At 42.2% G+C, this 22475-nt stretch carries 17 protein-coding genes and 1 pseudogene; 6 read left to right on the plus strand and 12 right to left on the minus strand.

What is annotated here, in order from left to right; translation table 11 throughout:
* Positions 1-70: 70 nt before the first annotated feature.
* Positions 71-307, plus strand: a pseudogene (locus ACFI6G_RS05770) (transposase); the annotation flags it as partial.
* Positions 308-448: 141 nt separating this feature from the next.
* On the opposite strand, the gene ACFI6G_RS05775 reads toward ACFI6G_RS05770, so the two are convergent.
* The 5 genes from ACFI6G_RS05775 to ACFI6G_RS05795 form a co-directional block, all read right to left on the minus strand.
* On the minus strand, positions 449-922 hold the full coding sequence (locus ACFI6G_RS05775; RefSeq protein ID WP_010438444.1) for a response regulator: 474 nt from the start codon (positions 920-922) through the stop codon (positions 449-451).
* On the minus strand, positions 909-2264 hold the full coding sequence (locus tag ACFI6G_RS05780; protein ID WP_016791262.1) for an ATP-binding protein: 1356 nt from the start codon (positions 2262-2264) through the stop codon (positions 909-911). The genes ACFI6G_RS05775 and ACFI6G_RS05780 overlap by 14 nt, the downstream gene beginning before the upstream one ends.
* A gap of 6 nt (positions 2265-2270) precedes the next feature.
* Positions 2271-3689: an SLC13 family permease gene (locus ACFI6G_RS05785; RefSeq protein ID WP_004733551.1), complete on the minus strand. Its 1419-nt coding sequence runs from the start codon at positions 3687-3689 to the stop codon at positions 2271-2273.
* 448 nt (positions 3690-4137) lie between these two features.
* Positions 4138-4797, minus strand: a complete 660-nt coding sequence (locus ACFI6G_RS05790; protein ID WP_010438436.1) for a Bax inhibitor-1 family protein — start codon at positions 4795-4797, stop codon at positions 4138-4140.
* A gap of 128 nt (positions 4798-4925) precedes the next feature.
* Positions 4926-5450 carry a DUF2059 domain-containing protein gene (locus ACFI6G_RS05795; RefSeq protein ID WP_010438433.1) on the minus strand — a complete coding sequence of 175 codons (525 nt, stop codon included), beginning with the start codon at positions 5448-5450 and terminating at the stop codon, positions 4926-4928.
* A gap of 695 nt (positions 5451-6145) precedes the next feature.
* On the opposite strand from ACFI6G_RS05795, the gene ACFI6G_RS05800 reads away from it, so the two are divergent.
* Positions 6146-7969, plus strand: coding sequence for a M4 family metallopeptidase (locus ACFI6G_RS05800; RefSeq protein ID WP_462710173.1), 1824 nt, complete (start codon positions 6146-6148; stop codon positions 7967-7969).
* 324 nt (positions 7970-8293) lie between these two features.
* Positions 8294-9514 carry a DUF3103 domain-containing protein gene (locus ACFI6G_RS05805; protein WP_016791260.1) on the plus strand — a complete coding sequence of 407 codons (1221 nt, stop codon included), beginning with the start codon at positions 8294-8296 and terminating at the stop codon, positions 9512-9514.
* A gap of 176 nt (positions 9515-9690) precedes the next feature.
* On the opposite strand, the gene ACFI6G_RS05810 is transcribed toward ACFI6G_RS05805, so the two are convergent.
* On the minus strand, positions 9691-10008 hold the full coding sequence (locus ACFI6G_RS05810) for a Dabb family protein (protein WP_016767095.1): 318 nt from the start codon (positions 10006-10008) through the stop codon (positions 9691-9693).
* Between the two features lie 212 nt (positions 10009-10220).
* Positions 10221-10460 carry a VPA0252 family protein gene (locus ACFI6G_RS05815; RefSeq protein ID WP_010438426.1) on the minus strand — a complete coding sequence of 80 codons (240 nt, stop codon included), beginning with the start codon at positions 10458-10460 and terminating at the stop codon, positions 10221-10223.
* Between the two features lie 252 nt (positions 10461-10712).
* Here ACFI6G_RS05815 and ACFI6G_RS05820 point away from each other — a divergent pair, with 252 nt between their 5' ends.
* The gene (locus ACFI6G_RS05820) at positions 10713-11585 is read left to right on the plus strand and encodes a LysR family transcriptional regulator (protein ID WP_016768227.1); all 873 of its coding nucleotides are present in this window, start codon (positions 10713-10715) and stop codon (positions 11583-11585) included.
* Between the two features lie 100 nt (positions 11586-11685).
* On the opposite strand, the gene tnaA is transcribed toward ACFI6G_RS05820, so the two are convergent.
* From tnaA to ACFI6G_RS05835, 3 genes are all read right to left on the minus strand, one after another.
* The gene (gene tnaA, locus ACFI6G_RS05825; RefSeq protein ID WP_016768228.1) at positions 11686-13155 is read right to left on the minus strand and encodes a tryptophanase; all 1470 of its coding nucleotides are present in this window, start codon (positions 13153-13155) and stop codon (positions 11686-11688) included.
* A 719-nt stretch (positions 13156-13874) separates the two neighbouring features.
* Positions 13875-15539, minus strand: a complete 1665-nt coding sequence (locus ACFI6G_RS05830) for a GTPase family protein (protein WP_016785036.1) — start codon at positions 15537-15539, stop codon at positions 13875-13877.
* Positions 15526-16641 (minus strand): YcjF family protein, encoded by a 1116-nt coding sequence (locus tag ACFI6G_RS05835; protein ID WP_016768230.1) that lies wholly within the window; start codon positions 16639-16641, stop codon positions 15526-15528. The genes ACFI6G_RS05830 and ACFI6G_RS05835 overlap by 14 nt, the downstream gene beginning before the upstream one ends.
* A gap of 218 nt (positions 16642-16859) precedes the next feature.
* Between ACFI6G_RS05835 and ACFI6G_RS05840 the strand changes: the two genes are divergently transcribed.
* Positions 16860-17357 carry a peptide-methionine (S)-S-oxide reductase gene (locus ACFI6G_RS05840; RefSeq protein WP_016768629.1) on the plus strand — a complete coding sequence of 166 codons (498 nt, stop codon included), beginning with the start codon at positions 16860-16862 and terminating at the stop codon, positions 17355-17357.
* A 154-nt stretch (positions 17358-17511) separates the two neighbouring features.
* Here ACFI6G_RS05840 and ACFI6G_RS05845 read toward each other — a convergent pair whose 3' ends face one another.
* Positions 17512-19128 carry a polysaccharide lyase 6 family protein gene (locus ACFI6G_RS05845; RefSeq protein WP_016768628.1) on the minus strand — a complete coding sequence of 539 codons (1617 nt, stop codon included), beginning with the start codon at positions 19126-19128 and terminating at the stop codon, positions 17512-17514.
* Between the two features lie 110 nt (positions 19129-19238).
* Positions 19239-21014: a sodium:solute symporter family transporter gene (locus tag ACFI6G_RS05850; protein WP_016768627.1), complete on the minus strand. Its 1776-nt coding sequence runs from the start codon at positions 21012-21014 to the stop codon at positions 19239-19241.
* Positions 21015-21554: 540 nt separating this feature from the next.
* Between ACFI6G_RS05850 and ACFI6G_RS05855 the strand changes: the two genes are divergently transcribed.
* Positions 21555-22163 carry a toxin-antitoxin system YwqK family antitoxin gene (locus ACFI6G_RS05855; protein WP_010438394.1) on the plus strand — a complete coding sequence of 203 codons (609 nt, stop codon included), beginning with the start codon at positions 21555-21557 and terminating at the stop codon, positions 22161-22163.
* Positions 22164-22475 lie beyond the last annotated feature (312 nt).

Genomic DNA, 22475 nt, shown 5'->3' on the forward strand with positions numbered 1-22475 from the left:
TCGCTAGAAGTTGAGAATTAACCTAAATCTAAGAACCCGAAGTCATAGAACCATCAGCTGAAGAAGCGGGTGGGCGCAAAGCAAACATAATAAGCACGGGAGGCCACGTCGGTTCAGTGATTTAGCTATCACGATTGCGTTCATGGCGAAGAGAGTTTTTTCTATGCCACTGAGAGCGCTGCAAGGATTTATCGACTCGAAATTTAGACTTACCAATGTTCCATTAAGTTGTCCAAATTACACCAGCATCAGTCGTAGAACCAAGCAGGTTGAGGTCTCATTTAAGACTAAAATGAGAGGAGCAATATATGCACCGAATGATTACGTCTTTCAAAGACAAACTCCTTCAGAAAGCTTCCTTCGGTACATATAATTTCAAGCGACTGACATAAATGACTAGCGCAAGAAACTAACGTAAATGGCTAACGCAAGAGACTAACGTAAGAAACTAGCGTAAGCGTCTTAACACAACCTGTTGGTCAAGCTCATTCTGATAGTCCGTGTAATCAAGCCCTTGATCAAATATGTACTCAGTGACAAGAGTGCGAATGCATTCAACCAACGTGCTTGCTTGCCAAGGCTTCTCAAAGTAACGGTCGATGCCTGCAGCATTAATCGCATTGATGGTATCGGTATGAGTGGCCTGCCCCGTAAGAAGAATTTTCTTTGTATTCGGAAAGCGGCTGTCATGGAACACGTCAGTGAGTAACTCCACACCCGTTTTCCCTGGCATCACGTGATCAGACACGATGACGGTAATGTGTTCGCCTTCTGCGTCAAGTTCATCAATGAGATCAAGCACTTCTTGCGCTGATTCACAATCTTCAATATTCAGCCAACTCGCCAGCGGCTCTAAATCTTGTACCACTGCGCTCAGTACTTCTCTCTGGTCATCGACACAGATTAAATTAAGCTTCTCCATGTTCACCCTCTATTGGTAACTTGATTCTAAATACCGTTTTAGAAGCATCACTTTTCACAATAATACTTCCGCCATAACCCGCCACAATCCGCTTAACTATTGATAAACCCAAGCCCAATCCAAACGATAAACCACCTTTTTTAGTGGTGAAGTTGGGCTGAAATACCTTTCTACGAGTTCCCTCGTCTATCTCAGGGCCGTTATTCGCAATCGTAACTAATATTCTTTTCTTACTTAATCTGGTTTGAATTTCTATTGCAGCATCGTCTGAATTCGACATTGCATCACAAGCATTCTTTACAATGTTGACCCAAATCTGAACGAGCTCTGTTTTCGAGCCTTTAAAAGTCGGCAAATCTGCAGGGCTCAATCGCACAGACACTCTACGTAACTCACTTTGTAACAACGATAAGGCATGGTTAATGGAGTCATTAATATCCACCGCTTCTTCGGTGTCAATATCAACTCTGCCAAGTTGTTTAACCGATTTTACGATGCCAACGGTGTGTTTAGATGCCAAACGTAAATCATGTAAATCACAGCCCATCTGCCAAAAACGAATCGCTTCTTCTGGGTTTTTCAGCCAATGTTTTGAAATAATGTCTGTTGCAGATGAAGCGTCAATTGGAATCGCCTTCGCAAGAGAGCGAGCAATGTTTTTGTCTAAGCCATATTTTCTTTCAAATTGTCGCCCACGTGTTCGCGCTTCTGACGACGACGTTTTCTGACCATGCATTAACCCAAAATCGAAAAATTGACTGGCTTCTGGATGCACTTCTTCAAGTAGCTCCATGATGACCGTTTCAAGTCGACCAGATTTACTATTTACTACACCAATAGCGTTGTTAAGCTCATGGGCAATCCCTGCAGCCAATTGACCCAAGGTCGTAATTTGCTCAGCAGTATGTAACTTCTCTAGCGCTTTTTGTTTCGCTATCGCTTCTTGTGTTGCACGGCGTTGACGACGCGACAACTCATTGACAATCACAGGTGTAAACTGTGCGGTAAGAGGGCCAAATTTACGTTCATCTTCTGCCGGCGTGTCTTTATCGATCCACGCTAACTCAACATCGGTTTTAGCAACAACCGTTGAAGATGCTGTCCAATTACCTGAAAAGAAGCTATGAACACCTATAAAAGCCCCACGACCTGCGCTAAATACTCGCACTTGCGGTGTATTCGCATCGGTATAAAACCCTTCCAGTTCTCCACTAAACACATAATATAAACGAGTGTTTAACGCTGATTGTTCAATAATGGTGTTACCGGCACGGCACGTCACCCGACGTTCTGTCTGATTAAAATAACGATCGATAAGTGCTTCTAGCTTTTGTTGATACACGTATCGTTATCCTATGTGACCAATTGAATGTAGCACCCACACCATAACAAAACTCAGTAGCACACCAACCACACCCAAAATAATACCGATTCTGGCCATTTGATTACTTTGCACATGACCAGTGGCATGAGCCAACGCATTCGGTGGCGTACTGATTGGCAGCGACATACCTAATGAAGCGGCAAAAGTCACAACCAGAATTAACGTTAACTCACCACCTAGTGGCGTGAGTGAGGCCATAGACGACCCTAATGCAGCCATAATTGGCATTAACAAGTTAGCCGTTGCGGTATGAGACATAAAGTTTGCCATTACCAAACACAAGAACGCTGCTCCGAACAACACCACATATGGTGAGTAAGCATCAAACGGAATGCTGTGTACCACGAGCCTTGCTAAGCCAGTTTTATCGAGAGCTAAACCAAGCGCAATACCACCTGATACAAGCCACAATACGTCCCAAGAAATCTTTTTCAGGTCTTCTTTATTGATGATCCCTGTAAGTGAGAACACAGCGACAGGAATCAGAGCGACGGTATAAGAGTTCATGCCATGGCTTGAGCCCATTAACCAAAGAATGATGGTCAGCGCAAAAGTGACGTATACCGCAATGGCTTTGGGCGTTTTAAGGAATTTGCCTTTGATGCTTAGCTCGATTTTCTTTTGGTCAGCTTTGTACATAAAGCCGATTAAAAACCACGCTAACGCCATCATAATAACGACAAACGGCACACCAAATGCCATCCATTCGCCGAACGTAATGAGGTTATCACCAACTAAATATTTAAGTGCGATAGCGTTCGGCGGGGTACCGATTGGGGTACCAATGCCACCGATGTTAGCGGCAACAGGGATACAAAGCGCAAACGCTATACGACCGGGGTCTTTCGGGCCAAACACAGCCAGCACCGGCGTTAAAATAGATAGCATCATTGCCGTTGTTGCTGTGTTAGACATAAACATCGAAAAGATACCAGTGATCAGCATTAAGCCGAGCATCACAAACTTCGGGTCTTGTCCAAATGGCTTCAATAATACACGGGCTAAGTTTACGTCTAATCGATACTTAGTGGCGGCCATCGCTAAGAAAAAACCGCCCAAAAATAGCATGATGATTGGGCTGGCGAATGTCGCCATGATGTCGCTGTATTTTAACAACTCACCAAAATGTTCCTGCCCATGCTCAAACCTTAAAAAGATCAGCCCTTTATCCGACAACATCAACAATTGCAGAACGATAATAACAACAGACGTCGCGTAGATCGGGATGGGCTCGAACACCCAGCACAATGCCGCTAATAAAAAGATCGCGATAACGCGTTGTTGAATAATCGTAAGGCCTTCAAATGGAAATGCTGATAGCGGCATTACGAGGATAATGAAAGGAATTAAAATAGGGATAATGTATTTAATATAGGGGCGCATAGCACAAAAACTCTTCCTGAGATAACAACTACTTAGAAATTAGATTTAAAGTTCTAATTTAGATCCGACAACGAATTATCGACCTCTTATCACTATCTCACTATCGGCTAGATCAATGATTACGTAATCGCGATATCCCCTTTTTCGATTTTGTGCGCTACCTCTATGTTTGTATGTCATTTATTGTTGCAATTAAATTCAGGAAAGTGGTTTCTACGTTTCTAATCATAATCCGTTCAAGTTATTCTGGGAATTTTCAAAACAGATCTGTAACTTAAAGTCATGTCCGAAAAATCGGGGGCCACTTCTGATAAAAACGTTGAACAAGCTCACTGGGGAAATTATGAGGGGATCCGTCAGCGCCTTGTTAAGGGGGAAAACGTAATGCCGATACCTCGTTTGAATGTTACTTACAATAAACCACGCTGTATAACACATTACTTGGGAGCTATTTTCGCCCCATAATACGAACAATTCTTAAGAAGAGATTGATGATGTCCATATAGAGTGCTGCTGCACTATCAACCGCATTATCTAAGGTTTTTGGTATTCGATTTGCACGCCCCCAATCATAACCTATGTACCCGCAGAATATGATGACGACCGCCCAATCCAACCACTCTTGATGGATACCAAGCACAAATACCTGGAAGAGTTCAACGACAATAACTGCTATTAATGAAATCGCTAGCACTCCAGAAATTCTCTGGAAAAAAGCAGGGAATATTGTACCTAGCAACATCATGATGCCTGTCACTAAGCCTGTCACCTTAATAGCATCGAGAACCAGAGATGGAGAATAGTTAGATACGACCATATTTATAATAAGTCCAAAAGGGACAACTACGAAATTGTAACCAACAAAACTAACCAGTGGGTTTGATGACTTGCTAAACAGATAGATTCCGAAGAAGCAACTTGTGAAGTAACCTATAAAAAATATCCAAGGGTTAAACGCAGTGATAGATTCGACAGGTATACTCGATACCATTAGCCAATTTACCCAAAAACCCCAACAAAGAACGGCTCCGATGGTAAGGTTATATAACCTTGAGCTTATTTCTTTTTCACCGGTATTCTTTCGTTCAAAAACATTGGATTCCATCATCTCTAATTATCCTTTCTCAATTAACAGAACATCTTACCCAAATGGCGCAAACAATTAACGTTATCAAACACCCCATACTCTGTTCTAAAAATACCAAACAGCATGCATCAATTTAATTGACACCTTGATTACAGCAATAAAGTAAAACCTTCTTTTTCAAATTGCTTCTTCACTTCTTTAATTGCAATAGGCGCTACTCGCTTGCCCCAAGCTTGGCCTATGCTAAAGCTCTCTTGGACAATGTTAGGCATTATTTTTATGCTCTTTTTCCCCAGTGATGTCTCATAGAAAGCAATAAGCTCTTCGATTTCTTGATTGGTGTAATACTTGTGATAAATGGGAGTCATCATTTTGAAGAATCCATTTTTACCTCTTAGTTGCTCTTCAACCACAGAATTAACAGTTCTTTCAATTATTTCAAATTTCTCTTTGGGTATATCAGGGTTATTTTTTGATACGATTACAACCAACTGACTAGTCATCGTTTGAGACATCTGTAATCCAAGGTCAATTGAGCCGGTCATCTCGATGAGCTTAATAATATTATTGTACTTTTCTTCGGTAAGGGGCTGCTCACTAGCATAAATAATTGACGAGAAGAACAGTACACAGACGTAAATTACCTTTCTCATTGTAACCCTTTTAATTTTCATTAAACATAACTATATGAATGCCAAACTTTGCAAAATGATAATCAATCGTAAATTAAAAACTCAATACGGTAAGTGAATATTTTAGGTTGACAAATTTTCCCCTCAAGATAGTCACCAACCATAAAATTTTCTTTTAGAATAAGAATTAATTCAGTTAATTATCATGCAAACCTTACACGACCCTCCTTATAAATAACAAGAGGTTATATAAATTTAATTATGATCAACCACTAAAATCCAACATTATCCTGCCCAATAATAGGTTATTTACAAAAAACTAAATAACATATCTAGCAATACGTATTAAAAACCTTCATATTGATAGAAAACATAACAAAAAAACCTAAAACAACCTTTGTTGTCAATTTTGTTATTTATTTAAATTTGGATAACTAGCTTGTTGCATAAGGATATTTGAGGCGTGAAATAGAAAATACTGAGTTCAAATAAGGCCACTAATCTCATATATTTACGATAAATAACAAACTTATATTTTATAAAAAACAATTTGATCAATAAGAATTTTTGTAAACTTTGAATTACATACCATAAAATTCAATCTCCTCGATAAACTTGTCAGAAATCCAAATGCTCTTCCAATCTTGATTCGCAATGCATGGCATTAGCGTGTTGCATATAGACTTCCTATAAAGCCGTTGGGAAGAAGGAGTTTATATTAAAATCAGGAACGAAAAATGAACCAACAACGTCAACTAAGCTGGAAAATAGCAGCTATTCTAGGTACATCTTTTGGCTTTACTGCACACGCTGCAGAAATGGTCAGAGTCGATAATGATGCATTACTACAACAAAGTCTCGCCGCTCAGTCGAAGAGTGTTGCCCCACTAGAATTAGGTTTTTCTGAAGTAAAACGGGTGGTATTGCCCAATGGGAAAACGAAAGTCCGCTATCAACAAACTCACCGAGGTTTACCCGTCTTTGATACCTCAGTTGTCGCCACCCTTTCCAAGAACCAACCCACTCAAGTGTTCGGTTCCATGGCACAAGGGATCAGTGGAGACCTATCCAGCATCGCACCAAAGCTGAATCAAGAGCAAGCGATAGAAGCCGCACTGTCCGCTCACCGCACGTTTACCGTCGGCAAAAAGTCGATTGAAAATAAAAACGCGAAACTGATGGTGAGACTGGATGAGAACCAAGTCGCTCAAGTGGTGTATCTGGTCGATTTCTTTATCGCGTCTTCTATGCCAGAGCGCCCTTTCTACTTTATTGATGCCACGACTGGCGATGTGCTCCAAAAATGGAATGGGCTAAACCACGCTAAAGCATTAGGTACTGGCCCAGGTGGCAACCTCAAAACCACTCGATATGAATATGGCAGTGTCTTCCCTAGCTTTCCCATCGACAAAACAGGCACAACTTGTAAGTTAGAAAATGAATCAGTTAAGACAGTCGATTTGAGGAACGGAACGTCTGGCAGTTCAGCCTACAGCTACAACTGTGCCGACGGAACCAACTACACCGATCATAAATACATCAACGGGGCTTACTCGCCTCTTAACGATGCGCACTACTTCGGTAATGTCGTGTTTGATATGTACAAAGAGTGGATGAATACGTCGCCGTTAACTTTCCAACTGACGATGCGAGTTCATTACGACACAGATTATGAAAATGCCTTTTGGAATGGCTCATCCATGACATTTGGGGATGGCAAAAACACCTTTTATCCACTGGTCGATATCAACGTAAGTGCTCACGAGGTTAGCCACGGGTTCACCGAGCAAAACTCCGGTTTGGTGTACCAAAACATGTCAGGTGGCATTAACGAAGCGTTCTCCGATATTGCGGGCGAAGCGGCTGAATACTATCTGCGTGGGAACGTGGATTGGGTGGTCGGTAGCGATATCTTCAAATCAGAAGGTGGCTTGCGTTACTTTGATCAACCTTCAAAAGATGGTCGATCGATTGATCATGCCTCTCAATACTACGATGGTTTGAACGTTCACTTATCTAGCGGTGTTTACAACCGTGCCTTTTACCTTTTAGCGAATAAGTCTGGCTGGGATGTGCGTAAGGGTTTCGAGATCTTCACAGTCGCAAACCAATTGTATTGGACGGCAAACAGTACCTTTGACGCTGGTGCTTGTGGTGTTGCGAAAGCCGCAGCAGACATGGGCTATGTGGTTGCCGATGTTGAAGATGCCTTTAACACGGTAGGCGTGAACGGGAGCTGTGGTTCAACGCCACCAACTGGCAATGTATTAACGAAAGGCACACCGATTGCGAACCTAAGCGGGAATCAATCTTCAGAGAGCTTCTACACGTTCACCGTTGATTCTGCATCAAGCGCAACGGTTTCAATGTCTGGTGGTTCAGGTGATGCCGACCTTTATGTGAAATCAGGCAGTAAGCCGACAACCTCAAGCTACGATTGTCGACCTTATCGTGCTGGAAACAACGAGCAATGTAGTGTGAGCGCTCAGCCGGGTATCACCTACCATGTGTTACTGCGCGGATACTCGAACTATTCTGGCCTAACGTTACGTTTAGATTGAGTTAGAGCGAGTCTCTCAAACAAGTTGAAAATAGAGAGCTAGCGGTTAACCACGAAATAAAAACCTACTCACTTTGAGTAGGTTTTTTCATGAAATACCATAGTAGTTAATAATATTGTAAATTATTTACTGATACGTTTATTAATTTATAAATATCTAGGTTGCTTAGGTATTGTTTTATAAAAACAGTTTAAATTGAGATCCTGTGCTGCACAACGAAACAAAAATAACTGACTAACTTTTGAACACATTCACGTTACTGATAGGTTAATCCTTATAGGGTAAATGCTCTATTAATGATAAAAATTAAAATAAGGATTATTTATGAGACCATTTATTTCTATCAGTATGGTGCTTGCAACGACAGTGGTTGGCTTCCAGTCCTATGCAAACAATATCGACACAGTAAACTCACGCTCTCTTTCGGAGAACGCCTCAGCACAAAAGCAATCTTTGGCGTTACAAATCAGCGAGCGTTATTCCGATCTTGAGCTTTCCCTAAAGGCTCAAATTTCAGAAAAGAACTTGTCCACGCCTGTCGATAAATTGAGCTCTACTCAGCCCTACTCTGCATTTTCAAGCAGGATGCAGAAAGCGGACCTTGGTTATCGCAAGATGAAAGGGATCAACAACTTCAGCGACTCTGTGTTAGAAATTCGCATGGCCGATGAAGCGATGATTGAAGCCTGGAAGAACGGCGAAAGCCCATTATTTGCGTTTGAACCATCAGGTGATGATTCGAATTGGCAATACATTGAAGCGTATGACGTGTACGGACAGGTTCATGAACTAGATGTGTACCAAATGCCAGACGTCCCAGTGTTTGTCGTTGATAGCAACGGTGCCGAAGAGCTCAAAGCAGGCTTAATGGCAATGCAGGCTGAAATGCAGAAGCTGGGTACAACAACACAAATTAATTCAGGCTCCAAAAACACAAGCAGCAACAGTGAAAGCCGTAGCACTAAGACACAAACATTTATTGGTAAGGCTACGCGCTCCATGGCTATGTCAGAACCTGAGCCGTTGAATACCACTCAGTTAAAAAAGATTCGTTTGGCTGTAGACCAAGAACCATGGATCTCTGGCAAAGCTGAAATCTACGCCATTGTGACAGGGGTCGATTCAAGCCGCTTAGAGCCACAAATAGATCTAGTAGAAATGCCTTATCTGGACTACGACAAACAGACGTACTACCCAAATCAAACGGTCATTTTCTGGCCTCGCTACCGCTGGGGCGCTGCAGATATGATCTTAATGGAGCACGATGATGGAACAGACTATAAAGCGCTAGCAAAGCTCTTGGTTCAAGCCGCAGAAGAGATACTGAAGATGATTCCTGATCCAGAAGTTCAGGGTTATGCGATCATCCCTCAGATCACAGGCAAGATTATCGATGTGATTCCTGATGGTGTATTAGTGAATGATGATGACTTTGTGGACGTGTACTACACCTTAATGCAAAACACCTCTTATGTTGATCACCCTGGTGCCGGCGGAAATGCAGTAGCTTCGTTCGCCCCGCTGACTATCTCTCCTACAGAGTAGTTGGTACTTTCTTGATTAGGGCCTTCTCGTTTAGGGCTCGGCCACACAAGCCCTAACGCTTCGTTATTCGAGATGACTCAGCGTATATACCTTGTGTAAATAAACTTCAGGTATATACGCTTTTATCGCTTTAGGCTTTAGGCTTTAGGCTTTAGAGAGCATACAGAGAGGACTAATTATAGGGAGTAATCAAACACGATGATGTCGTCTAACAACGGACGAAATACATCTTTCAGCGCATCATGTTCTGGGTGTGGAAGATAGTTCTGACGCCCCTTTTCATCCGTAAACGTCATTAAAACTGAATGGGTATAACCTTGGTTCTTATTCTCTGGGCTATCATTTAACCCCCACTCTACTGAAGTTACCCCGTCAACCTTGTTTGGCATCGCTTCAAACAGCATCTTTAGTTTTTGAACCTCTGAAGCCTCTGCGTTTTCTTTAAACTTAATCAGTAAAATATGACGAATCATTCCTGTTTCTTTTTGAGTCATTCCTAGTCCTTTTCGAATCGTTCGTTTGTAACGCTTAGCCTTAACTAGCACGAGTAACGGTGTGAAGTTAGAGAAAAACAAAATGCCACACGTGACACAACATGCCAAGGCTGACCACTAGAGTTTATAAAATACTCAAAATCCCGACACAAAAAAATGCTGCACTCAAGAGCACAGCATTTCTCATGAAAATAATAGGCACAGTTCTAACGTTAATCTCGACGACCTGTAAGCTGGATCGTTTGGTCTTGATCAACACTCTTGTGGAATTTTATTCCGCCATTATTGGCGTCATTTCTTCCTTCAAGTACTGGCTCAGATTCCACACGCTCAACCTTTACTTGATTACCTTCGATTCTCGTCATATCGAGAGTACTCGCATAAGTACCGTCAGCCGCAAAAGCCGTGTTCATTGATAAAGCCATCAATCCAAGTGTGATTAACTTGTTCATACATCACCTCGCTGTATTTTTAGTTCTTTGTTCGTTTGGTATCTGTTTTTTGTTGAAGTAACTTTAACAATCGAACATGAGCCATTCGAGGAAAAGCAAGATTTACCAAATGGAAAATCAAGGGATTAGCGAAGTTTTGACGCTGTGCTGTCTTATCAGTTTTTCACTACTAATATAATATTAGAGTCATATGATTTCTGTACGCCTAACGCACAGAGATTGCTGCTTATAAAGGAATCATTTGGAGAACCTGTGGACATCAATCTAGATATTCAAAATATCCTCGTCATCAAGCGTATGTATGAACTTCGCAATGTTGGACTGGTTGCGGATTCGCTAGGAAAAACCTCTGGGGCGATCAGCAAGAACCTCTCAAAGTTAAAGTTGCAGCTCGACGATCCACTGTTCATTCAAACCAAAAACGGGTTTGAACCCACGACTTTTATTGAAAATAACATCGAAAATTTTGAGCAAATACTAAGCAGTGTCGAAGCGATAAAACACCAAGCCTTCTGCCCTGAGTCTTATAGAGGTGATATCACCATCTACGCTAACACGCTCTTTTGGGAGCGCTACGGATCCAAACTTTACCTAACGCTTGCTAAAGAAGCACCCAATGCGCATTACTCATTCGTAAGGTGGGGAACCAATGTCAAAAACAGAATCATTGACGGTGAAAAAGCTATTGCTGTTCACTACTTTGATGACAGCCTCCCTCAGTCCATTTCACAAATGGAGATCGGAAAAGGACAAGTCGTATTCTTTGTGAGAGAAGACCATAAAGCACAAAGCTTTGAATCACTCGCCAACTATCCAATCATTCTATTTAAAACGCCGGGTTGGAATGACAATAAATACCCTATTCTCGATCGCCTTCGAAATATCGGATTTCATGTTATTCCAAAAGTGGAAGCTGATCACCCAGCAATGATCCACGATATTGTATTGAAGTCCGACTATTTTGGTATGACTCTAAACGGCACCGTACCCGAAGGCTGTAGAAGTATTGATTTACCGGAAAAGCTCATTATCGACGTCAGCTATGTCATGAGTTGTCGTCGTTCACAAAAAGACGCGCCATTGAACAAGTGGCTTTTTGATACGCTTAACTCAGTATTAAAGTAACCATAAACTTAGCGATTTAGGTTGATTTGTTAAGAGTAACTCAACAACAAGAAAAGGCTCCCACGGGAGCCTTTGTATTGGTGACTATTCGCTCGTTTTTCTAAGCTTCTTCGAGCTCTAGCTTACTATTTTTTATAGATTGTTTAGTACTTGTTTCAACCTCTTTTAGGCGGGCAGTAAAGTGCCTTAACACTGGTGGCTCATAAGTAAAATCAAGCCCCTTAACTTGCCCTGCATTCTCTTTCACTTTTTCAAACGCTTCGATGATGAAGTCCATATGAGTTTGCGTGTAGGTCGCTCTAGGAATTGTCAGACGCAATAACTCAGCAGGACACGGATGTTGTTCTCCCGTAGTCGGATCACGGCCTTGCAATAGAGAACCAATCTCAACAGCTCTAATGCCTGCTACTTTGTACAGTTCACACGCCAAAGCATGTGCGGGGAACTGACCAGCCGGGATGTGTGGAAGCAATTTACCTGCGTCGACAAATGCAGCATGACCACCCGCTTGTTGGCAGACTATGCCTATAGCTTCTAAGCCATCGACCAAGTATTGAACCTGACCGATGCGATACTCCAACCAATCTTGACGCATGCCGTCATAAAGGCCGACCGCAAGGCGCTCCATCGCACCACCCTCTAAGCCACCATAAGTTGGGAAGCCCTCTTGCACGACACACAAGGTTCGACACTCTGTGTACACATCCATGAAAGAGTCGTCTTTAAAGCACAACAACCCGCCCATCTGTACCATCGCGTCTTTCTTAGCTGACATGGCTAAGCCATCCGCGTATTTGTATGACTCACGAGTGATTTGTTCGATAGTCCAATCTTGATAACCGACTTCACGTTGCTGAATGAAATAAGCATTTTCAGCGTAACGTGCAGAATCCATAATCACAGGAATGCCGTACTTCTGAGCTATTTCATACACAGCTTTCAGGTTGGCAATAGATACTGGTTGTCCACCAGCCGAATTGCATGTAATCGTGCTCACGATATAAGGAACATTGGCAGCGCCCGCCTCTAAGATCGCCTCTTCCAATTTAACAACATCGAAGTTGCCTTTGAAATCCGCGTTCACTGAAGTATCAAATGCTTCTTTGGTATAAACGTTCCTCGCGACACAACAATTCACTTGAGTATGACCTTGCGTGGTATCGAAAAAGTAGTTAGACAAGGCGACCATTTTGCTACGGTCGAGGCCTTTTTCCATTTCACGCTTCTTAATAAGAACAGGAATATAGATCTGCTCTGCACCGCGTCCTTGGTGTGTAGGAATAGTCAGCTCATAGCCGAAGATATCCTTTACTGCATTCGCCAACGCATAGTAACTGCGGCTGCCACTGTAGGCTTCATCGCCCATTAACATCGCCGCTTGCATACGTTGTGTTATAGAACCGGTGCCACTGTCGGTCAGCAAATCGATAAATACATCGTCACTGTCAAGTAGAAATGGGTTCATGCCCGCTTCGACAATGGCTTGTTCACGATAGGCGCGAGTTGTTCTTTTTACTGGCTCTACAACGCGAATACGAAACGGTTCTGGTAGATGTTTGAAGTTTTCCATAATAGTCCCATTCAACAAATTCAACTTATAAGAAGAAAGCCAAATTCATTATTTTTAGATGTCACGAGTCATCACTATTAATTTAATTTCACGCACAACCATTCTCGTGATAATTACAATAATAATTAATAGCTATAAATATATTATTTAATCAATACGTATTGATTAGGTTCCAATTAATAATTAACTAGAGATAAAGAGTTGTATGCACAAAAGCAAAAATAGCTGACGCATAAACTACGACATTTCTTAAAGAAAAAATTAACAGGATTGGCAAAACTCAAGGGCTCTGCTGGCGCGTGACGCCTAGAGGGTACTACTCTGAAGAAAGGTGAAAAGAGAGCTGGTGGTCTAAAGTATACCAAGCTAACAAGGTCAGCCATGTTGTTGATTGCCATTTCAGATACAAGTTCACAATATATCCCTACGTTGAAATCAAGATGAAACGAAATTTAAATATAGTGCAATGGTTTTATAAATAAAGCTTGGATAAGTATAAATGTGATCAATATTTAGAATGACAATTAAATCTGATAGCGTGTTATGTAAACTTCGAATACCAGAGGTTCATAGACTATTAAACTAGTTCAATGAGATACTTAATAATAGCAGCTATTTTTTAAATTTAATGCTTCGCTAATATAGAACGAAGATCTAGAACACTAAGTTCTGATGAGAACTAAACCTCACCAGAACAACATTATAGAAACTATCGAGGACTACTTTTTCTTAACAGCTTGCTTAATGGCCATTTCAGCGAGCTTTGGTGTCGCCGCTTTCAAAACACTTGGTGTGACCTTCTTACCAGCGTTCACTACTTTGTTCAGTTGGCCTTTAACCGACGTTCCCCGTTTCATTGCCTCCAAACGTTGGCGGTTTCTTTGCACATTATTAGCATCAGCTATGCCTTCGATTACCATCTGCTTGAGTGCTTCTAAACCAAAAATCGTCTTTTCTGGCGCAATAGCGAGCGGTAACACGATATCAGACTGCAGCAATATATGGTTGTATTCGAGTGCTTGAGCAATGATCTTCGCTTTGGGCGATGTTGGATTACCCAAATCATAAGGCGGCTGCCACTCATCAACAGGCTTTAATCGATCGACCTGATTCACAACCGATACAACGATTGGCTTCTTACGTGAGATGTTTTTAGGATCGTCATAGAAAGCATCAAACTTGCCCTTCAATTGCTTATCCAGTTCACGAGCCGATTGATTGGCTTTAAGAACCCAAAGTACAACATCGGCTTGGGTCATCTCTTTAAGCATCAGAGCTTCGGTTTTGGCATTGCCATCCAGCCCTTGAAGATCAACAACTCTAACATCATTGTCATCGACAAACGCGTTGTATACGGTTGAAGTGTCGGTTGATGGCAGTACATCCACTTCAGCTACCAACTCTTGCTTAAGCGCATTAATCAGTGAGGATTTCCCAGAGCTTGTTTGCCCTACTAGAACAATTCTTACTGGCTCTAATTCTGGTGCAAAGCGCTGTTCATCTATTTCAGAAACATCCGACGCTCTTAGTGCTTCATCTTCAATGCTAAAACGTCCACTATAGAGATCAATCGCCACAGCGGCCACCTCATCTAACAAGGCTTGCTTGGCAGCATATTGCATGTCCTCAACCACACCTCTTGTCATTGAAGAAGTCGCCTGTTCACGGCCTAAATCCGAAATGACTTTCAGGGGGTTCAAATACAGGTTTTTAAGATGATTACCCCAAATGGCAGCTTTAATGATCTTATGTCCTAGCTCGCCATATTTGTCATAGGCTTCGTAGCCCGCTTTGATATAGGAAACCTTGAGATATTCAATACCTGGTATATGTTCTCGCACCACCAACTTATAGCGTCGGCTCACCTCTTCGAACAGCTTCAGTCCTTCTGGAATAGAGAAGTCGAGTGATTTCTTGTCAAACTTCGTGGCGACAAACTCAAGAACTTCTAAACCGGTTTGGTCTAGATTGCCCCACTCTATGTCGATCATTAATTGTTGCCGCACGTGGAGTTTCGATTCATTCCAGATCGACAGCTCTTTTTGAGACCAATCAATAGAAGCTTTAACAAGCGCATCGTCGATGTCAGTCTTCTTAAGCAATGATTCTACTTGAGGTTCATCATCGCTCTCTTTATTCAAAGAAGAATCGCTATAGGTCGATTTGTGCGAAGAGCGACTAGAAATGTATAGAGGAACAGAGAATAGTAAAGTACTCACCGCAATCGCAATGGACATTTCCAGTAGGTAACCATATTTAATCGCCAAGAAGAGACCAAAACCCATCATGATAATGCTTGGGAAGATAGCCGAAATCAGGGTAATGCCCCAGCGGCCACTCGATAGCACCGCCAGTAATCGAAATAGGTTTCTAATTTTCTTCATAGCCCGACGCCGCCTTTCCTTTTTTCAGGGATTCTTTGTAGATCTTCTGCATCTCTTGTTCAGAGACTTCTTCACCTTTGTTCTTATGATAGAAGTAAAAACACGCCGCGCGACCTAAACCATAAGAAGTGCCGAAACTCATTGCCGCTGCAGCAACCGCGCCCACAGTTTGACCATAAACTGGAATCAGCTTTATCAACTGTCGAGTGCCCAGTTTCATTCCGTATTGCAAAGCGAAGCTGCTTCCCAGAGTTCCTATCAATTCACTAAAGACTCTCTTATTCCATTCGACCCCATATTGATTGGCCAAGCTATGAAGCATTTTCGCTTGAATCGCAGGCACAGACACCAAACCAACACCTGGAATCAGGTCACTCGCGGCAGCGCTTCCTGCATACCAAAGCACTTCGTTTTCGACTTGATCAAAATTCGCTTCTTCTTGAGTCGAGTGTTCTTTGTCTATCACCATCATCCCTATCACAGGGAGTATTGTCGTCAACTGTTCTATCAGGGTGTCATAGTTATAGATGGGACTGCTGTTATAAGTAGAGCCGTCATCAGTTTCAAAATCGACGGCCACCGAAGAACAGTCCTTACCCCAAACCTTTTCAACTTGATTGGTGTTGAATCGAATTTGCCTTGTGCGATCGGTCTCTTTAGAGGACAGCACAGCAGTATGAACGAGAAGTAAATGCTCAATCTTCTTCTGCTTTTTAACCTGTTTCAGGGCAGAAAGCACAGATGATTGTTCGGGTTCATCGGCTTTCATCACTACGACTAGCGCATTGCCCGCTTGACCAATCTCTTCTAAATCTTCTTTAGGATCATAATCGGCCTCTCCCAAACCACGAGTATCAAGAAACCGCATTACTGGCTTGTCTTGAGGAAATTCATATGACATTGCAGTCATCGTGCAAGGAGCAAAACCGTTACCCACCTCAACGGAAGAATTGCCAGTCACGGCTTGAATGAACGATGATTTTCCAGCCCCCGTTTTGCCCAAAAGCCACAGCGTCGGTAGATGTTTACGCTGATACTCCTGAGCCTGAGTGAGATCTGGATTCTTACTGGGATTGATGAAATCTTTTATTTGATCAAACATGGTTAAGCTAACGCTCACTTGATAATGAAATTCGAGTTGATGACAATGCAATACTGACTTATATAATCACAAATCCTATTAGACTTATGTTTGTTCAGTCGCACTGGTTTACAATACCTAAACACTTGTTTTTATGTGTGCGCTTTTTCAAGAACGTGTATCACCACATTGATTCACGTATCGAACGAACAACAAATACAGAGAAGTAAAAGGTAAGTATGGAACAAATTTATTTAGCGGGTGGCTGCTTATGGGGTGTACAAGAGTTTATTAAGTACGTTCCTGGAGTCATCAGCACCGAAGCTGGCCGTGCCAATGGCACTTCTCGAATAACGCAAAATGATAACACCCCAAATACCTATGATGGTTACGCTGAATGCGTACAAATCGATTTTGACCCGAGTATCACGTCGGTAACGATTCTGATGAAGCACCTGTTTGAGATTATTGACCCATACAGCGTGAACAAACAAGGCATCGATGTAGGAGAAAAGTATCGTACTGGCATTTACAGTCTCAACGATGGACATCTTGCCGAAGCCAAGCGCTATATTGCGTCGCGTGATGATGCAGACCGAATCGCTCTAGAGATACTGCCTTTAATACATTATGTCGCCAGTGACGACATCCACCAAAACCACCTAAGTCAATTCCCAGAAGATCATCATTTGTGTCACATCCCTTGGGATCTGCTGCATAAGTATAAATCACAGTAGTCACGACGTAAGATTGAGATGGTCACGACCTAAGATCGATAAAACCTCAACAGATATTACCCGTTGAGGCTTTTTAGATGTTAACGGCTAATACAGCTATCTTGAATTTATTTGATAGCCCAGACCGTTAAGCATTAAAACGTTAAGCAATAAGCTACTTCGTTGTATTCTCGAGCACGTAGTCCGGACCCGCCGTTTCAGCCGTCACAACGGAAAGTTTCGACACATCGGCACCTTCGCCTTGGTAAGCATTCATGCCGTTAGTAATAGTCACTGCCGGCAACTCGACTGAGTAGCTTGAGATCTGCTCAGAATCCGTCACTTGACCTACGTACGTTTCATCAGTGTATGTAGCATCAACTAATGGGAAGTCGTTTGTTGCGCGTACACTTACAAAGTCAGGTGATAATGAATTATCAACCACGTTGTTGCTAAACGCGACATCAACACCTGCATAGATGTTTTCCACTTCTGCGTTATTGAACAGGCTTACACGATGACTTTGGTTGCCATACACAATGCCCCACTCTGTATCCACAAGAGAGTTATTCTCGATCGTGATATTTTTAGGTGTCCATTGCTTGTTAAGCTCTTTTCCTTTGACCGACTGATCTAACTGTTCGCCGTTTGCAACATCGATGATGCCAGTATTGATAACAATACCGCCGCGTAAGTCAGCATTACCTTCAATTAGACCATCACGACCACGCGTGTTAGCAATGTAGTTGTTGCGGATAACATGGTCTTCATCATAAATACGAACACCGCCAGTTAGACGCTTTCCGTTACCAAGGATCATGTTGTTTTCAACTTTATTTCCTTTACCGTGACGAAGTGAAATTAGAGCAGTACTTTGAAAAATCGTGTTGCCTGAAATCGTGTTGTCACCCGACTTAATAGAAATAAGTTCACGCTCGCCATCCATATCAATCATTAGGTTGTTAACAAACTTAGAGCTCGAATCCCATTGTGAAGCCTTAGAATCACCGATGCGGATGGCTTCCCAGCTGTTGCCGTTATAACGAATCGCTTCTTTGATGTCGAACTCATTAAATTGGTTCGGTTTCTGATCCATGAAGATGTTATTCGCGATCAGGTGATTATCTGATGTGTCATCTTTTTGTACACCAATCAGCGTCCCGCGTTTTTGTTTACCTTCGAAACGGTTATTGATTACCTTGCCATCTTTGCCCCATAACGAAACCCAAAGGTATTTTGGATATTCAGAGCGGCGATCGTCTGGTTCGTATGTGTAATCGTGGTTGAAGTAGTAGAACGTTGAGTTTTTAAGCGTGTTGCCATTACCCATCATACGCACAGCACCAAATCGTTCGTTTGGACCACCTTCAGTAAACACTAAACCATCTAGTGTGACGTCATCACCTTTAAGTTCAAACTGAATAAGGCCAGTAATCCAAGCCGAACCCGCTTGCTCAGCTCTAATAGTGATATCGTTCGCGGTAATAGTCACTTGACCTAAATTCGCGTATTTACCACTAGGGATAACGACTTCGTCGCCATCTTTTAAATTTTCAAATTGTGCTTTAAGCGCAGCCACTTGTTCGTCTGAAGCAACGGCCAACGTATTCCCATCAACCTCGTTTAAGCGATCACTACTCAATAAGTAACTACGATCGATTTCGCTAATAGCAGGCGCTGCTTGTTCAGCCACGTCGATCACTGGTGCCGCTGTATCTTGGCTTGTACAGCCCGTTGCGAAAGCTAACGTGAACGCGCTAATAATACTTACCGAAATTAATTTTTTTTTCATCGTACATCTCACATTGAATCTTGGATTATCAAATTAACGGCCACCCAAGTGGGTGGCCGATGTATTAACACTCTATGTTTGAGTATCTATTTTTTAGAATCTTGTAGGCATTAGCTTTCAGCAGAGGTAACTTCGTCGTTTTGTTGCTCGACTTTGTCATCAACCGCTTTCACCAGAAGCAAACCAACAGAGAATACAATCGCACCACACAGAACAAACACCATGCGTCCCCACATAGGGTTCGGCAGTACGAACATTGTCATTACGCCCACACCCGCCACTGCGATAAGTGAACCCAACATACGACGTTGCTTATTATCCAGTTTCTTCTGCTCGTTACTTTCAGCAACTAATGGTGTCGCTAGGTTGTTGAAGAACTTGTCTACGTCTTTCTCACGGTGCTCAGCAAGAGGCTTGTAGAACAGTGTTGATAGAACGAAGAAGCCAGCAGTAAATACGATGTGGCCAATAAGGCCGATAGCCACTTTAAGGTCAGCCCACTCACGGCCAGTTAGCTCGTTCAGACCGAACCAGTTTTGAACCATATCCGCTGTGATAACGAAACCTACGAAGTAAGAAACCACACCACCAACAACTAGCGTACCCCAACCAGCCCAATCCGGTGTTTTACGGATAAAGAAGCCACAGAATGCAGGAATTGTCATAGGGAAGCCGATCAGTGCGCCCACATACATCATCGTATCGAAAAGGCTCAATCCTTTAAGAGAGTTGATGAACAGTGCAACCAAGATGATAGCGATACCGAAGAACGTAGACGTTAGCTTAGAAACAACCATCAGCTCTTTCTCTGTCGCTTGAGGACGAAGAATCGGCTCGTAGAAGTTCTTAACAAAGATACCTGAGTTACGGTTTAGACCAGAATCCATTGAAGACATGGTCGCAGCAAACATAGCGGCGATCAGAAGACCAACCATACCGGCAGGCATGTACTCTTGAACGAAGTATAGGTAAGCGAAATCAGCAGATTTGCTGCCTGCTTCTGGGTAAGCAGCCGCTAAATCAACACCTTGACCCGCCATAAACCAAGATGGCATAAACCAAATGATTGGACCAAGCGTCATAAGGATACAAGCAAGCAGTGCGGCTTTACGTGCATTGTTAGAGTCTTTAGCCGCAAGGTAACGGTAAGAGTTCAACATGTTGTTGGTAATGCTGAATTGCTTCAAGAAGATGAAGACTGCCCAGATACTAAAGATGCTTAGGTAGTTAAGGTTGTCACCTGTGATGAATGAATCTGTTGGGAAATCACTAATGATCTGCGTAACGCCGCCACCGTGGTAAATCGCAACCACGGCACACGTCACCGTTACCGCCATGATAATAACCATCTGCATGAAATCAGATGCGATTACTGCCCATGAGCCACCCGTTACTGACATCACCAGTACAACCAGACCAGTTAGGATGATTGTCGTTGTCATATCAAAGCCAAAGATGCCAGATGCGATGATCGCAAGACCGTTCAACCAGATACCAGCAGAGATAACACTGTTTGGCATGCCCGACCAAGTAAACACTTGCTCGTTCACTTTACCAAATCGCATACGAATTGCTTCAATTACCGTAACCACACGCAGTTGGCGGAACTTCGGAGCGAAGTAAAGGTAGTTCATTAGGTAACCGAAGGCGTTAGCAATGAAGATAATCGCTACTGCAAAACCATCAGTAAAGGCTTTACCTGCCGCACCAGTAAATGTCCACGCACTGAACTGGGTCATAAATGCTGTTGCACCTACCATCCACCACAGCATGTTACCTCCCCCACGGAAGTAATCGCTAGTTGTACTTGTAAATGTTCTGAACATCCACCCTATCGCAATTAAGAATAGGAAGTAGATGCCTACTATCAGGGTATTGAGTTCCATCTTTAGACCTTTTATTTATGTTTTTCTGTTAGGTGCACTATAGATAGATGATAGCCACATTTGTACTACAATAATTTAAATGCGTGACAGCGATCTTAGACTATTACCATCAAATAATCATACAAGTGATCGAGTTCAAAGTTGCATCGAACAAGAGCGAAATTCATCAACATAGTGCAAAGTCTGGCACTCTCCCCCCATATGACAGGCTAAAACTCTATAAAACCCCAATTAAATGTGAATAAAATCACACAAAAATGAAAATCAGTCATTAAAAGAATTCAATCGTTACAAGAAAAATAACAAATCTAACGAAGAAAAAACACTCAATATAATTTTTAAAAATGATTAAATCCAACACATTTGTATTACAAATAATACAATGCCTACGTCCAAATACGTATGAAAAAGTTCCCTTCAATAGACAGTCAATAATGAAAACTTGAAAACCAGTAATAGCTGCTGACAGTCATCCATGGAAGTGAAATGCTTTTAACACACTGATTACACTTTCCCCCGTCCAATAAAAAAGGTGTCATTATGAAGAAATACATCCCAATATTGATTGCTCTTAGTACGATGTCTTCTATGAGTTACGCAGCCACCCGAGAAGATGCTGTTGATTATCTTCAGATGCGAAAAGGCGTTGCTTATCAAGTTAACCACTCAAAGCCATTTACTGGGCAATTTGAAGAGAAATTCGATAACGGCCAAATAGCCACTCAAGCTCAGTTTGCTGATGGCTTAGAGCTTGGGTTAGAAACCAACTGGTATCCAAATGGCCAGATCGCTTCTAAAGTGAATTACGAAAAGGGTGAATTACAGGGCAAAGCTGAGGCCTGGTACCCGAATGGGCAGAAAAAAGCAGAGCTCAATTATATCGATAACAAATTATCGGGTGATGTCTCTCGATGGTATCCAAATGGCGAACAAAGCCTTACTGCGAAATACAGTAACGGACAACAAGACGGGCTAGTAACGGATTACTATCCAAATGGTAACAAGGCAAGTCAAGCCAAATTTGATGATGGTGAAATTGCAAATGGGACATTAACTCGTTGGAATCAAAACGGAGATAAGGTTGAAGAATTGACCTTTAAAGGCCACAAAATCACATCTAAACAGGTATGGATGCCTACACAAAGTTAGCGCTATCGCAACGATACCCACAGCAATGGGCATTCATGTCACTACGCGTGAGCGCCTATTGCTTTCGAAACCCTCTTAAACGCATTATTTTCGTCGCTGACCAATGCAAGTTGTACCTTCAAACACGCGACTGTTCATTTCACTCATCACTAAAAGTCACCACTAGTAATAAAAGCATCATCAATAGATATTGAAAATAAATAATATTTAACTTGCGAATAGCCTTTTGTTAAAATATTGTAAGCAAACGTTTACCTTGCGAGTCAGATCTCATTATGCAGCTCGTAGACGAGAGAAACGCGATTTCAAATA

This window comes from Vibrio sp. PSi01, assembly GCF_054960695.1.